This is a genomic window from Paracoccus sp. MC1854 (assembly GCF_014164635.1).
GTDB lineage: Bacteria > Pseudomonadota > Alphaproteobacteria > Rhodobacterales > Rhodobacteraceae > Paracoccus.
In genome coordinates, this window is sequence record NZ_JACJFU010000046.1 from 1 (window position 1) to 14,038 (window position 14,038).

Consider the following 14,038-nt stretch of genomic DNA (forward strand, 5'->3'; position numbering starts at 1 on the left):
AGGGCCGTCCGGGAATGGGTTGCCGCCCGCAATCAGCTGGCCATAATGTTCGCCGGGCGCTTCGACGCCTGACCGTATCTGAAAACCGCATGGGCCGGATCAGATACACGGAGTTCAGGACACTCCCTGCGCCTCACCCTAAGGCCATTCCTGCTTCAGACCTCGAGCTCAGCCGCGCCAAGCACTGTCGTTCTTCCGCTCGTAATCGCTGAACGCCTTCTTCAGTCCGCCCAGCACCTCGGCGGCTGTCTCGAACATTGCCTTCAGCTGAGGTTCGTCCACCTTCTCGATGTCCTCGCCAGGTGATCCATCGTCTCCTGCAGGCGCGTCTGCATTTTCTAGGTGTGGTGGCGCGGATCGCGATCTGCTTCGCTGACCGTGTCGCCCTCCTATCACTACGTCGACATCACCCGCCGGACCCTCCCCGGGCAGGTTGCACGGCGAACAATCCACTATACCATCGGTTCCCGAAATCGAGATTCGATAATGGGGCCGGCTTTGAGGACTTCAGCAGATGGAACATCAGGAGCTCCTCTCCGGATTCATTCGGCTCCACGTCCTGCACCATGCCGCCGAGGGCGACCTGTACGGACAGTGGATGATCGAGGAACTGGCTCGGCATGGCTACCGCGTCAGCCCGGGCACGCTCTACCCGATGCTCCACGCGATGGAGCGCAAGGGGTATCTCGAATCCCGCACCGAACGGGCGGGCCGCTCGCATCGGCGCATCTACAGGGCGACGCCCTACGGGACCGAGGCGCTGAACCTCGCGCACGACAAGATCCGGGAGCTATTTCGTGAGGTCGTTCCGGGAAGCGACGGCGCCTGAGCGTGCCGGCCCGCAGGGCTCGGCGGGCGAGGTGTTCCGGGCTTTTCTGAAGCTCGGGCTCACCTCGTTCGGCGGCCCGATCGCGCATCTCGGCTATTTCCGCGACGAGCTCGTCACACGACGCAAGTGGATCGACGAGGCGGGTTATGCCGACCTCGTCGCGCTCTGCCAGTTTCTGCCCGGGCCGGCCTCGAGCCAGGTCGGCTTCGCGCTGGGCCTGCTTCGCGGCGGTCCGCTCGGGGCAGCCGCGGCGTGGGCGGCGTTCACGCTGCCGTCCGCTCTGCTGCTCGTGCTCTTCGCGTTCGGTGCATCCGCCTTCGACGGGCCGATCGGAGCGGGCCTCCTGCACGGGCTCAAGATCGTCGCCGTGGCGGTTGTCGCGCAGGCTGTCTGGGGCATGGCCCGAACGCTCGCGCCCGATCGCGGGAGGGCCAGCATCGCCCTTGCGGCGGTGCTGATCGTGGTCTTCGCCGCCGGATCGGTCGGACAAATCGTGGCCATCGTCGTCGGCGGTCTTGCCGGTCTCTGGCTCTGCCGGGGCGGCGCCGCTCCGACGACGGGGCATCTGACCTTCGCGGTCTCCAGGACGGTGGGAGCCGCTGCGCTCGGACTGTTCTTCCTGCTGCTGTTTCTTCTGCCGGTCCTGTCGACAGCGGCGGGATCGCAGGGGCTGGCGCTCTTCGACGCTTTCTATCGGGCGGGCTCGCTGGTGTTCGGCGGCGGTCATGTCGTCCTGCCGCTGCTCGAGGCGGAGGTGGTCCGGCCCGGCTGGGTCGGCGAGGACGCGTTCCTGGCCGGATATGGCGCGGCGCAGGCCGTTCCGGGGCCGCTCTTCACCTTCGGCACCTATCTGGGCGCGGTCATGGTGCCGGAGCCGAACGGCCTTGCCGGCGCGGCCATCGGCCTCATCGCGATCTTCCTGCCCGGGTTCCTACTGCTGATCGGCACGCTTCCCTTCTGGGACGCCTTTCGGACGCGGCCGCTGGCGCAGGCGGCCATGCGCGGCGTAAACGCCGCCGTCGTCGGCATCCTCGGCGCGGCTCTCTATGATCCCGTCTGGACGAGCGCGATCTTCAGCCCGCAGGACTTCGCGCTTGCTCTGGTGGGGTTCGTGCTGCTGACCGTGTGGAAGGCGCCGCCGTGGGTAGTGGTGGTGCTGATCGCGACAGGCGGGATTGCGCTCGCTCTCCTCTGATCACCGGCATCGGTCCGCGCCTCAGCGCTGCAGGATCAGCCGTGCGCCGAGCTGACACCGCGGGGCGGCCGCAGGCGGGATTGATCTCGCTCTACATCTCCACTATTGTGGAGAGATGGAAAAACAGGACACACTCGCTGCGCTTGCCGCGCTCTCGCAGGAGACGCGTCTCGACATCTTCCGCCTGCTGGTGGAGGCCGGTCCGGAAGGGCGTGCAGTGGGGCGGATCGGCGAGGCGCTGGATCTCCCTTCGGCCACGCTCTCGTTCCACCTCAAGGAACTGAAGCACGCCGGGCTGGTGACGGTCCAGCGCGAAGGACGCTCGCTGATCTACTCAGCGGACTTCGCCACCATGACAGGCCTCATCGACTATCTGACCCGCCACTGTTGCGCCGGCGATCCGGCAGCATGCGGGATCGCCCCCTCGACGCACGCCGCCCGGAAAGAGACCGCATGACCACCAGGATCTATCACAACCCGAACTGCGGCACGTCGCGCAACGTGCTGGCGCTGATCCGCAACTCCGGCGATGAGCCGGAGGTTATCGAGTATCTGAAGACGCCCCCGAGCCGCGAGCGGCTCGTGGCGCTGATCGCCGCGATGGGGATCCCCGTGCGCGACCTCCTGCGCCGGAAGGGCACGCCCTACGACGAGCTCAAGCTCGATGCCCCCAAGTTCTCCGACGACGAGCTGATCGACCTGATGCTGGAGCATCCCATCCTCATCAACCGCCCCATCGTCGAGACGCCGCTCGGAACACGGCTCTGCCGCCCCTCCGAGGCGGTGCTCGACATCCTGCCGAACCCGCAGCGCGGGGAGTTCCGCAAGGAGGACGGCGAGCTCGTGGTGGACGCCGACGGGCGCCGCGTAAACGAGAGCCCCGCCCGATGAGCAACGACACCTACGCGCCCACGGCCGAGGCCATCGCAGCGGCGCCTGCCGGCATCGGCTTCTTCGAAAAGTGGCTCTCTGTCTGGGTGGCGCTCTGCATCGGCGCCGGGCTGCTGCTCGGCAACGTGCTGCCGGGCCTGTTCGAGACGCTCGCCGCGCTCGAGATCGCGTCCGTCAACCTGGTCGTTGCCGTCCTGATCTGGGCGATGGTCTATCCGATGATGGTGGCGGTCGACTTCGCGAGCCTGCGCCACATCGGCGATCGGCCGAAAGGGCTCGTGCTGACGATCGTGGTGAACTGGCTGATCAAGCCCTTCACCATGGCAGGGCTCGCCGTCCTGTTCTTCGAGGTCCTGTTCGCGGACCTGATCGCACCGGCCGATGCGCAGCAGTACATTGCCGGTCTGATCCTGCTGGGCGCGGCACCCTGCACCGCGATGGTGTTCGTCTGGTCGCAGCTCACTCGGGGCGACGCCACCTACACGCTGGTGCAGGTCTCGGTGAACGACGTCATCATGATCTTTGCCTTCGCGCCCATCGTGGCGCTGCTCCTCGGCGTCACCGATATCGTCGTGCCCTGGGAGACGCTCATCCTCTCGGTCGGGCTCTACATTCTGATCCCGCTCGCTGCCGGCGCCGCCACGCGCCAGTGGCTCGCGCGGGGCCGCCGGGGGGCGGACGCCGAGGCGGCGGTCGCGCGCTTCACGGCGGCGGTCAAGCCCTTCTCGGTGCTCGGCCTGCTGGCGACGGTCGTGCTTCTATTCGGGTTTCAGGGGCAGATCATCCTGGAGCAGCCGCTGCTGATCGCGCTGATCGCGGTGCCGCTCCTGATCCAGTCCTACGGCATCTTTGCGCTGGCCTATGCTGCGGCCTGGGCGTGGCGCGTGCCCTTCAACGTCGCCGCGCCCTGCGCGCTGATCGGTACGTCCAACTTCTTCGAGCTCGCGGTGGCCGTCGCGATCAGCCTCTTCGGACTGCAATCCGGCGCTGCGCTCGCGACCGTGGTCGGTGTTCTCGTCGAGGTTCCGGTCATGCTGTCACTTGTCGCCTTCGCCAATCGGACTTGTCACCATTTTCCCGCGGATGACGGAGGCGCGCGGCATGGCTGACCATCCCGTCCCGATCGAAGACCTGCCGAACATCGACCCAGCATCGCTCCGGCCGATCGACGTGGCTGCGCTCGCCGGGCCCGGCGCGCCGGCGCACCCGCCCCGCATCCTGATGCTCTATGGATCGCTCCGGACGCGCTCCTACTCGCGCTTTGCCTCGGAGGAGGCGGCGCGCCTGCTGCGCTGGTTCGGCGCCGAGACCCGCGCCTTCAACCCGTCCGGCTTGCCGCTGCCGGACGCGGAAGACCCCGACCACCCGAAGGTCAGGGAGCTGCGTGAGCTCGCCACTTGGTCGGAGGGCATGGTCTGGTGCTCGCCCGAGCGGCACGGCGCGATGACCGGCGTCATGAAGGCGCAGATCGACTGGCTGCCGCTGTCGCTCGGCGGCGTGCGGCCGACGCAAGGCAAGACGCTCGCGGTCATGCAGGTCTCCGGCGGCTCGCAGAGCTTCAACGCCGTCAACCAGATGCGTATCCTCGGCCGCTGGATGCGCATGGTGACGATCCCAAACCAGTCCTCGGTGGCGAAGGCGTGGGGCGAATTTGATGAGGGCGGCCGCATGCGGCCGTCGCCGTACTACAATCGCATCGTCGACGTCATGGAGGAACTCGTGAAGTTCACTCATCTCACGCGCGGCCGTTCGGCCTATCTAACCGACCGCTACTCGGAGCGGGTGGAAAGCGCTGAGCAGCTGTCCAAGCGCGTCAACCAACGCTCGATCTAGCATTTTCCTCTGCCGCTGAGGTGCTTGCGCGGAGCGGGGCCATTAATATCGCAGCATCGCACTCACTGAGACGAGGCGCTTGTCGACATCATCGCAAGAGGCGCAGCGGGTCGCTCCCGACCAACAACTACGAAGAAGCGCTACATTGCGTTGATCGACGCAGCGCGCGTGGTCAGTCGAGGAACTCGGGCTACCCCCGGACGCGTACGCCATCACCGACCGCGCCCCGTCACGGCAGAGCGCCATGAGGACCAGTACTTTCTCGATGGAGAAACCGTGCCCCTGAACGGGGCGGATAAAGCGCAACGTGTGACGCGCCGCAGGTCTCCTCTGGGCCGGGGGCCAAGCATCACCCTTGAAACGCCCGCTCATGAGGGAAATCGCCTTCCTTCAGATATGCAACTTCCGCCCGCGACGAGCGGCGGCCAAGAACCTGATTGCGATGGGGATGACGGCCGAACGCCGCGATCACTTGCTTCACGTCCAGGGCCTGCTTCACGAGCGAACGGTAAATCGGCTGCAGGTGCGTGGGGGCTTCTGCGGCGATCTCCTCGCGAAGTCCGATGAGAAGGTCCAGGCGCTGGAGATGGTCTGGCCCTTCGCAGTGGCCGAGTGGCAGACCATGAATGATCTTGGCCCACGGTGTGGGCAGCGCAGCGTAGTGGCCATTCGACAATCCGTTCATCGCCAGCGCCAGCGCCGCCGAGTCCTGCGCGAAAGCACGGGCATTGCCTCGCCAGACCGATCGCGAGAACTGATCGAGCACGATGATGAGCGCGAGCCTGCCTTCGGGATCGCAGGCCCAATGGTCGAGATTTCCTGCGGCTCCTTCAGCAGTGAGTTCCGAAAAGCGGGCGTCAATTTCGCCGTCCGCGCCGCCGCGCATTCTCCAGAACCAGTGATCACGATGGGATTCCGCGTCTATCTGAAATGAGCGACCCTCCGGAAACCAGAATTCGAGCACCTCTCGCCATACCTGATCGTCAAGTCTCTGGTTCATCCCCGCACCTCCAAGAAACAACATTCATATTTGTTCCGGACATTATATAGCGGCCTGCCGTCGCGCGGATGCGCAAAGCCCCCGCGCGTCGGCGCGGGGGCTCCTGGCGATGGACAGGCGCTCACGTCCTAGTGACGACTGCGGGCCCGACGGGGGTCCGCCCCCGGCCTCCGCGAGCGGCAGCGGCAGGCTTGTGCGCTCCGGGCACCCGCAAAAGCCGCATGCCGTTCGCGATGACAATCAGCACTGAAAGCTGGTGAACCAGCATGCCGCCTGCCATGTGGACGTGGCCGCTGAACACGCCGGCGAGCAGCCCCGCCACTGTCAGCAGCGCGATCACCAGGTTCTGCCGCATGTTGCCCAGCGTCGCGCGCGAGATCGCCACCGCCTCGGGGATCTTGCCGAGATCATCCTTGAGCAGGGCGATGTCTGCGGTCTCGATGGCGACGTCGCTGCCTGCGGCGCCCATGGCGATGCTGGTATCGGCGGCCGCAAGAGCGGGCGCGTCGTTGATGCCGTCACCGACCATCGCGACATGCGCGCCATCGGCTTTCATCCTGCGGATCAACTCCAGCTTGTCCTCGGGCATCAGGCCGGCGTGAACCTCGTCGATGCCGATCTCGCGGGCGATGGCTTGCGCCGCGCCATGCTGGTCGCCAGTCAACATCACCACGCGGCCGATGCCGATGTTGCGCAGGCGGGCGATGGCTTCCTTTGCGCCCTCTCGCGCCATGTCGGACATGCCCAGCAAGCCGATCAGCTTTCCGTCCGCCGCCACCAGGATCGGAGTCTGCCCGGCCTCGAGCAGCCGACTCAGAGCGACTTCGCCCTCGGCCCCCAGCGGAATGCCGAGACTGTCCATCAGGCGGCGGTTGCCAGCGACGACTTCGCGTCCCTCGATGCGGGCGCTGATACCCATGCCGGCGTGCTCGTCCAAGGTCTCTGGGGTGGGCAGCTGGCCCTGCTTGCGACCAGCCTCGACTATCGGGCGGCCGAGCGGGTGGTCCGATCCGGCCTCGGCTGTCGCGGCAAGACGCAGCAGTTCGTCCTCGGTTGTCCCGTCGAACGCGACCACGGTGGCCAGACGCGGCTTGCCTTCGGTCAGCGTGCCGGTCTTGTCCAGCGCCAGCGTGTCGATCCGCCCCGCGCTTTCCAGATGCTGGCCGCCCTTTATGAGGATGCCGCTGCGCGCGGCCCGACCGATACCGGCGACGATCGACACGGGCGTCGAGATCACCAGCGCGCCGGGGCAGCCCACGACCAGCAGGGTCAGCGCCAGCCGGATGTCCTGCGTGAAGGCGAAGGCGACAACCGCGAGCCCGATGATCGAGGGCGTGTACCACTGCGCGAAACGCTCGATCATGCGCTGGCTGGGCGCTTTTTCCTCCTGCGCTTCCTCGACGCGCTGGATGATGCGGGCCAGCGTGGTGTCGGCACCGACATTGGTTGCCCGTATGCGCAGAAGGCCGTTCTCAGCGATGGTTCCGGCATGGACACGGCTGCCGGGCGCCTTCTCGGAAGGCATCGGCTCGCCAGTAATGGCGGCCTCGCTGACCGCGGCTGTACCCTCGGTCACCTCGCCGTCGACCGGAATACGCTGGCCAGCCTTGACCAGCACGGTTTCACCCAGTTGCACGGAAATGGCAGGAACCTCGACCGGCTGGCCGCCCCGCAGGACGGTGGCGGTGGCCGGGGCAGCGTCGAGCAGCGCCTTCAGCGCGCCGCGGGTCTGGCCCATGGTCCGCATCTCCAGCCACGCACCCAGCATGAACAGGAAGGTGACGGCGGCCGATTCCCAGACTTCGCCGATCACCAGCGCGCCCACGGCGGCAACCGTCACCAACAGCTCGATGCTCAGATGCCTGACCTTCAGCGCCCGCCAGGCGCGCAGGGCGATGTCCGAGCCGGCGAGCAGGGCGGCCGCCACCATCAGCGTCCACCAGAGATCGGTCATTCCGAAGCCGTAGCGTGCGATCAACCCGACCGCGATGAGGCCTCCGCTGCTGACGGTAAGCCAGAAGCGTCGCCGCGCAGGATGTGTGATGGCGCCGCCGATATTCGCGACAAGACTGCTCATCTCATCCCTCCTTTCATTCATTTCTTGCGAAGTGGATCCGCCGCACCGGATTGCGGCGCGGCGGGATCACCATTGAGGTCAGAAGGCCGAGGGCCGCGCTTCGTAGCCGGTGCCGCGGATCGCTTCGACCAGCGCATCGACGCTCGACCGGGCAGGGTCGTGCTCGACTTCGATCTTGCCGGTGTTGAAGCGCACCTCGGCCTTCTCGACACCGGGCAGTCCACGCAGGGCCTTCTCGATCTTCGGCACGCAGGACGGGCACGAAAGCTCGTCGCTGCGGAGGATGGTTTTCGTGATGCTGTTCTGTGACATGATGTTCTCCTTTCTCGGTCGGGCTCTCTGTGAGCCCCGCCTCTACTGAGGATCTATGCTGTTCTTCTGTGCACTGCGATTAGCGAAACCCGAAAGCTTGCCTTGCAGGAATGCAAAGGCCGTCTTCAGCGGGCAAAGCGCCACTGACGCGTAGCGGCGGAGCGCCGTCGCGCTCCGCCGCCACATGCCTCACATCGCCAGTGCTCGGGCTGGGGTCAGTGCCCGGCGAGAGTCTCCTGGTGCTGATGGCTGGCTCCGGCATCGGCCAGGTGGTCTGCCTGCTCGGCGAAGTGCGTGAACTGCACATAGGCTTCGACATACTCGCGACCCTGCTCGACGGAGTCCTCCGCCGTCTGGCGCTTCTCGTAAGCTACCGCGAAACGTTCCTCGACTCCGTGCCGGATCGCGGCGGCGATCTCTTCCGCCAGCGGATCGACGTTGCCGTCCTCCAGAGCCTGGTCGGCGGCTGCGATCGCCGGCTCGACGCTGCCTTCCGGCTTCAGCCCGGTGAAGCCTTCGCCCTCGCTCGCGCGGTGGACCCGGACCAGTGTTTCGAAGAAGTACTGGTCGGCAACGGCCTTGGCAGCGTCGGTTTCATCGCGCACCTCCAGCGTCATATCGAAGGCACTTTGGATTTCGTCCTCGTCCTCCGCGGTGACCCACTTGAGGACCGGGGTTATGTCCTGCGACTCGAAGGCGCGCTGCGCGTCAGCGACGACCGGCCCATCCATGCTGTCACAGTGTGCGAAAGCGGGACTGGCGAGAAGGCCGAGGGCTGCGGTTGCCATGAGTAGTCTGCGCATTGGGATGCTCCTTTGCTTGTCGATCTGCGGCGCGGCTCCGTTCGAGCCCGCCTCGACGAAGAAGGTAGGCTGTGCGAGGGTGCAGCGGGATTGGCGATGTATGAAAGGTGCGCTTGCATGGATGCAAAGAGTGAGAACTGGGACGATCTGCGCATCTTCCTGGCAGTGGCGCGCGCCGGATCACTCTCGGGAGCGGCACGGACGCTCGGCGTGAACCATTCCACCGTCTTTCGCCGCATCGGTGCCTTCGAGGCCGAGCTGGGTGTCCGCCTCTTCGAGCGACAGCCGGGAGGCTACCTGCTCACCCCCGCCGGAGAGGAACTGCGTGACGGCGCCCTGCGCGTCGAGGAGGAGATCGCAAGCCTGAGCCGCAAGGTGACCGGGCAGGATCTGCGTCTCAGCGGCGCCGTGCGGGTCACGACCATCGACATGCTGGCATTCGGACTGTTGCCGCGGCACCTCGCCGGGTTCCGGGATGCGTATCCGGGTATCGAAGTCGAGCTTGTCGTCGGCAATGTCGCCCTGAACCTCAGCCGACGTGAGGCTGACGTCGCGCTGCGCGTCGGCAATGCGCCAGCCGAGACCCTGGTCGGGCGCCGGGTCGGACGGCTCGCCTTTGCCGTCTACGCCAGCGCCAACTACCGTGCGCGGCGGCCGGAGCCTGACCTCTCGCTCCACGACTGGATCGGCTTCGATTCCGAGCACGAGGCGCTTGTCCGCCGCGTCGCCCGCTTCCTCCCGGAGGCAAAACCGATGCTCCGCACCAACTCAGTGGCTGCCGCTCTCTCCGCCGCCAAGGCCGGGATGGGACTTGCGCCGCTGCCTTGCGGACTTGCGGACCTCGAGACCGATCTCGTACGCATCGCCCCGCTGCCTGACGAATTCACCCTCGACCTCTGGCTGTTGACTCATGAGGATCTGCGCCAAACCGCGCGCATCCGGGCTTTTCTCGACTTCCTGGCCGAGGCATTGGCAAAGGAAGCGCCTCTGCTGGAGGGCATGAGCCGCGAGGCAATGGATGCGCCTTTGCACGGCGACCTATCGAAGCTCGACGAGCGTGCCCCAGCAGCCGGGAGATAACATGGGAAAGCCGTTTCAGATCGACCGCTCATTCGCGCTGACGGCCCTCACCGTCCTTGGGATGCTCTTGGCCATTCTCGCGCTATGGCCGCTTCAGGGCGCCACGGCGGCTTCCTTCTCCCTCGCGGGTCTTCTGCTTGTTTATCTGGCAGGCGGCTTGCCCGCCGCATGGCGGGCCGCCACCACCTTGTGGGAAGAGCGAATTCTCGACATCGATCTGCTGATGGTCGTTGCGGCCGTCGCGGCGGCGGCTGTCGGCGCGCCCTTCGAAGGTGCGATCCTGCTGACGCTGTTCAGCATCTCCACGACGCTGGAGGAACGGGCGCTCGGCCGCGCGCGCCGGGCCATCGAGGCGTTGATGGAGCTTCGGCCGGAGACGGCACTTCGAAAGGCGCCGGACGAGTCAGTCTCGGAAGTCCCTGCTGCCGATCTTCAGGTGGATGACGTCGTGGTGCTGCGGCCCGGCGCGCGGGTTCCGGCGGACGGGGTGATCGTCAGCGGCCGGGGCTCTCTCGACGAAGCCCATATCACCGGCGAGTCGATGCCCGTCGCCAAGCAACCCGGCTCTCAGGTCTTCGAGGCGACGGTCAACCTTGATGGCGTGCTCGAGATGGCCGTGACAAAGACGATCGAGGATAGCACCGTTGCCCGCATGATCGCGCTCGTGACCGAGGCACAGGCGGCCAAGGCGCCGTCCGAACGCTTCAGTGCATGGTTCGGGCAACGCTACACGGTCGCGGTGATGGCCGGAGCCCTCCTGGCATTCGCCGCGTTCTACTGGCTGGGGCGCGACTGGGAGGAGGCGCTCTACCGATCAGCGACCCTGCTGGTGGCGGCGAGCCCCTGCGCGATCGTGATCTCCGTCCCTGCCGCAATCCTGTCGGCGCTTTCGGCTGCCGCGCGCGGAGGTGTGTTGTTCAAGGGCGGCGCCGCGCTCGAGACGCTGGCGGCGGTCGACACCTTCGCCTTCGACAAGACAGGAACGCTGACGACCGGCAGGGCCTCGATCACGAAGGTGGTGGCGCTCGACGGCAATGAGCGACGCTTCCTCTCGCTGCTGGCTGGACTTGAGGCCCACTCGGAACATCACAGCGCCGCAGCCATCCGGCAGGAAGCCGTCAGCCGCGGTGTTGAACCGGCCAAGGTACTTAACGTGATCACCCGGCCGAGTGCCGGCATCGTCGGCGACGACGGCGGGAGGCAGTTGTGGGCAGGCAATCCGCGCCTCGCCGCGCAGATGGGCGCGTCCATCGAACATCCGATGCTGAAGGCGCTGGCTGCGGATACCGAGACGGTCATCTATCTCGGGCGGGATCGGCACGTGATCGGGGCTGTCACCATCGCGGATCAGGCCCGCGCGACCTCTTCGCCAGCGCTTGCCGCGTTGCGCGAAGGTGGAGTCGGCGAAATCGTCATGATGACGGGCGACCGCCGTGCGATTGCTTTGCGGATCGGCGAGGAGCTCGGCTTGAAGCCCGAGGAAATTCATGCCGACATGCTGCCGGAAGACAAGGTCCAGATGGTCGGCGGGCTGGCAGCCAGAGGGAAGGTTGCCTTCGTCGGAGACGGCGTCAATGACGCTGCCGCGCTCGCCCGCGCCGATGTCGGGATCGCCATGGGTGCTGCGGGCTCTGATGTCGCGCTCCAGGCAGCCGACGTGGCGCTTCTGTCGGAAGACATGGGACGGCTTGCGGACGCGCATCGACTGGCGCGTCGGACCGCAACGATCATCAGGCAGAACCTGGCGTTCGCGATGGGCACCATGGCCATTCTCGTGACGGGAGGGTTGTTCTTCGAGCTGCCTCTGCCGCTCGCGGTGATCGGTCACGAGGGCGGAACGGTGCTCGTGGTACTCAACGGGCTGCGTTTGTTGAGGGACCCAATCGGCCGCGGCAAAAACACGCCAGCGTCACCAGATCAGGACGCGACGATCGCCAGCATCAGCGTACCCGTTCAACGTCATGCCTACCGTAGAATGATCCCTCGGGGGTCCGGCGTCGGCCGGCAACGCGGGGGCTAGCGCATGTCGCCACTCGCCATGGTGCTGGCCCTTCTGGCGTCAGCGGTCGTCATGTTCGCGCTCAACCGCCCGCGCATGGATGTGGTCGCGGTTATCATGATGGTCGCGCTGCCGATGACGGGCGTGATTTCCATGTCCGAAGCGTTGATGGGGCTGTCGGACCCGAATATTGTGCTGATCGCCGCGCTTTTCGTGATTGGCGAGGCGCTTGTACGCACGGGCGTGGCGCAACGGCTGGGCGACTGGCTGTCGGCGCGGGCCGGTGCGAGCGAGGCGCGGCTGATCTTCCTGCTTATGGTGATCGTGGCGGTAGTTGGGTCATTCATGTCCTCGACCGGGGTGGTGGCGATCTTCATTCCCATCGTGATGCGCATCGCCCGCAAAGCCGGTATCCCGGCTGGGCGGCTGATGATGCCGCTTTCCGTGGCGGCGCTGATCAGCGGGATGATGACGCTGGTAGCCACCGCGCCCAACCTCGTCGTGCATTCGGAATTGTTGCGGCAGGGGCACGAGGGCTTCGGCTTCTTCGCCTTCACCCCCTTCGGCGTGCCGATCCTGGTGCTAGCGATCCTCTACATGTTGATGGCCCGCCGCTCTTTGGCGCCCGGTCCTGCGCCCGCTTTGCCCGAGCGCGCCGCCCTGGCCGGCTGGGTTGCCGATTATGATCTGGCCGAACGCGAACACCGTCTGCGACTGCGCCCGGAATCGGATCTGGTGGGCCAGCGGCTGGATGCATTGGACCTGCGCTCCAGCGCCGGCATCAACATCATCGCCATCGAGCGCGGCAGCCGGTTTCGCCGCAAGTTGATCCATCCTGGAGCCGCGACGGTGCTCGCGGCGAGCGACATCCTGCTGATAGACCAGCGCGACCGCAGGGATGATAAGGGCTTCGATCTGGAAGCCTTCGCGCTGGCGCACGACCTGATCCCACTGCCGGTCTCCGGCCAGTGGTTCACCGACACGGCGCACGAAATCGGCATGGCGCAGATCATCGTGCCGCCGACCTCGCGCCTGATCGGCAAGACCATCACCCAAGCGCGGTTCCGCAGCACCTATGACCTGTCAGTTATCGGCATGAAGCACGGTACGAGGCCGGTCGCCGACAGTGTGATCGACGAGCCCCTACGCGCAGGTGACACGCTGCTGGCGGTCGGTCCCTGGCGCGCAGTCCGCAAGCTGGCCGACGAGCGGCGCGATCTGGTTCTTTTGGACCTTCCCGCCGAGTCTGACGAGGCCGCGCCTGCCCGCCACAGTGCGCCCCTTGCCGTAGGCGTGCTGCTGGTGGTGGTGCTCCTGATGGTCTGGGGTGTGATGCCGAACGTGCAGGCGGCGCTGCTCGGCTGTCTGCTCCTGGGATTATTCCGCTGCATCGACATGGCCGGTGCTTATCGCTCGATCCACTGGCAGAGTCTGATCCTGATCGTTGGAATGCTGCCCTTTTCACTGGCATTGCAGCGCACCGGCGGGGTCGAGATCGCGGCACAGGCGCTGCTCGGCGCGCTCGACGGTGCCTCGCCCCGGCTGGTGCTCGCTGCAATCTTCGCTGCCACCGGGCTTCTCGGGCTGTTCATCTCCAACACGGCGACGGCCGTCCTTATGACCCCGGTGGCGCTGGCCGTCGCAAGCGCCCTCGACGCCTCGCCCTATCCGTTCGCGATGACTGTCGCCCTCGCGGCGTCGGCTGCGTTTATGACGCCTGTCTCTTCGCCGGTGAACACGCTGGTTGTGGGGCCGGGCAATTACCGGTTCGTAGATTTCCTGCGGATCGGCGTGCCTTTCGCTGTGATCTGCATGGCCGCGAGTGTGGCGCTCGTGCCGCTCCTGCTGCCTTTCTAGCGACCATGCGCCGAGGCCAGAAGACTGCTAGAAGGTGGAGATGGGGTGGATGCCGCTCTCTCCCCTACGGCGTCGCAATGCGCCAAGCTTGTGATGCTGAAGTCACAAGAGAAACAAGAGGGCATCCATGAAGGAAATTAGCATCATCGGCGTCGACCTGGC

The 14,038-nt window shown here is 66.2% G+C and carries 13 protein-coding genes; 9 read left to right on the forward strand and 4 right to left on the reverse strand.

Annotation, left to right across the window (positions count from 1 at the left end; genetic code table 11):
• Positions 1 to 514: 514 nt before the first annotated feature.
• The 6 genes from H5395_RS16355 to arsH all read left to right on the forward strand — a co-directional run bounded on the left by H5395_RS16355 (position 515) and on the right by arsH (position 4,748).
• Positions 515 to 829, forward strand: a complete 315-nt coding sequence (locus H5395_RS16355) for a PadR family transcriptional regulator (protein WP_121987334.1) — start codon at positions 515 to 517, stop codon at positions 827 to 829.
• A 31-nt stretch (positions 830 to 860) separates the two neighbouring features.
• A complete protein-coding gene (gene chrA / locus H5395_RS16360) occupies positions 861 to 2,024 on the forward strand; it encodes a chromate efflux transporter (protein WP_370576490.1) in 1,164 nt (387 codons plus the stop codon).
• 115 nt (positions 2,025 to 2,139) lie between these two features.
• Positions 2,140 to 2,481 (forward strand): helix-turn-helix transcriptional regulator, encoded by a 342-nt coding sequence (locus H5395_RS16365; protein WP_182793614.1) that lies wholly within the window; start codon positions 2,140 to 2,142, stop codon positions 2,479 to 2,481.
• The gene (arsC, locus tag H5395_RS16370) at positions 2,478 to 2,915 is read left to right on the forward strand and encodes an arsenate reductase (glutaredoxin) (protein WP_182793615.1); all 438 of its coding nucleotides are present in this window, start codon (positions 2,478 to 2,480) and stop codon (positions 2,913 to 2,915) included. Before H5395_RS16365 ends, arsC begins: the two co-directional genes overlap by 4 nt.
• The gene (arsB, locus tag H5395_RS16375; RefSeq protein ID WP_051520660.1) at positions 2,912 to 4,024 is read left to right on the forward strand and encodes an ACR3 family arsenite efflux transporter; all 1,113 of its coding nucleotides are present in this window, start codon (positions 2,912 to 2,914) and stop codon (positions 4,022 to 4,024) included. Before arsC ends, arsB begins: the two co-directional genes overlap by 4 nt.
• Positions 4,017 to 4,748: an arsenical resistance protein ArsH gene (gene arsH / locus H5395_RS16380; protein ID WP_035029230.1), complete on the forward strand. Its 732-nt coding sequence runs from the start codon at positions 4,017 to 4,019 to the stop codon at positions 4,746 to 4,748. The genes arsB and arsH overlap by 8 nt, the downstream gene beginning before the upstream one ends.
• Positions 4,749 to 5,097: 349 nt before the next feature.
• Here the strand turns inward: arsH and H5395_RS16385 are convergent, their stop codons facing one another.
• The 4 genes from H5395_RS16385 to H5395_RS16400 all read right to left on the reverse strand — a co-directional run bounded on the left by H5395_RS16385 (position 5,098) and on the right by H5395_RS16400 (position 8,940).
• On the reverse strand, positions 5,098 to 5,748 hold the full coding sequence (locus H5395_RS16385) for a DUF924 family protein (RefSeq protein ID WP_182793616.1): 651 nt from the start codon (positions 5,746 to 5,748) through the stop codon (positions 5,098 to 5,100).
• Positions 5,749 to 5,869: 121 nt separating this feature from the next.
• Positions 5,870 to 7,825 carry a cation-translocating P-type ATPase gene (locus H5395_RS16390; RefSeq protein ID WP_182793617.1) on the reverse strand — a complete coding sequence of 652 codons (1,956 nt, stop codon included), beginning with the start codon at positions 7,823 to 7,825 and terminating at the stop codon, positions 5,870 to 5,872.
• Between the two features lie 78 nt (positions 7,826 to 7,903).
• Positions 7,904 to 8,137 (reverse strand): heavy-metal-associated domain-containing protein, encoded by a 234-nt coding sequence (locus H5395_RS16395; protein WP_013654747.1) that lies wholly within the window; start codon positions 8,135 to 8,137, stop codon positions 7,904 to 7,906.
• 215 nt (positions 8,138 to 8,352) lie between these two features.
• On the reverse strand, positions 8,353 to 8,940 hold the full coding sequence (locus tag H5395_RS16400; RefSeq protein ID WP_182793618.1) for a DUF6448 family protein: 588 nt from the start codon (positions 8,938 to 8,940) through the stop codon (positions 8,353 to 8,355).
• Positions 8,941 to 9,057: 117 nt separating this feature from the next.
• Between H5395_RS16400 and H5395_RS16405 the strand changes: the two genes are divergently transcribed.
• Genes H5395_RS16405 through H5395_RS16415 form a run of 3 tightly spaced genes read left to right on the forward strand, consistent with a single transcriptional unit; the run spans position 9,058 to position 13,876 of the window.
• Positions 9,058 to 10,020, forward strand: a complete 963-nt coding sequence (locus tag H5395_RS16405) for a LysR family transcriptional regulator (protein ID WP_182793619.1) — start codon at positions 9,058 to 9,060, stop codon at positions 10,018 to 10,020.
• A gap of 1 nt (position 10,021) precedes the next feature.
• A complete protein-coding gene (locus tag H5395_RS16410) occupies positions 10,022 to 12,040 on the forward strand; it encodes a cation-translocating P-type ATPase (protein WP_182793620.1) in 2,019 nt (672 codons plus the stop codon).
• Between the two features lie 3 nt (positions 12,041 to 12,043).
• On the forward strand, positions 12,044 to 13,876 hold the full coding sequence (locus H5395_RS16415) for an SLC13 family permease (RefSeq protein WP_182793621.1): 1,833 nt from the start codon (positions 12,044 to 12,046) through the stop codon (positions 13,874 to 13,876).
• The last annotated feature ends 162 nt before the right edge of the window (positions 13,877 to 14,038 follow it).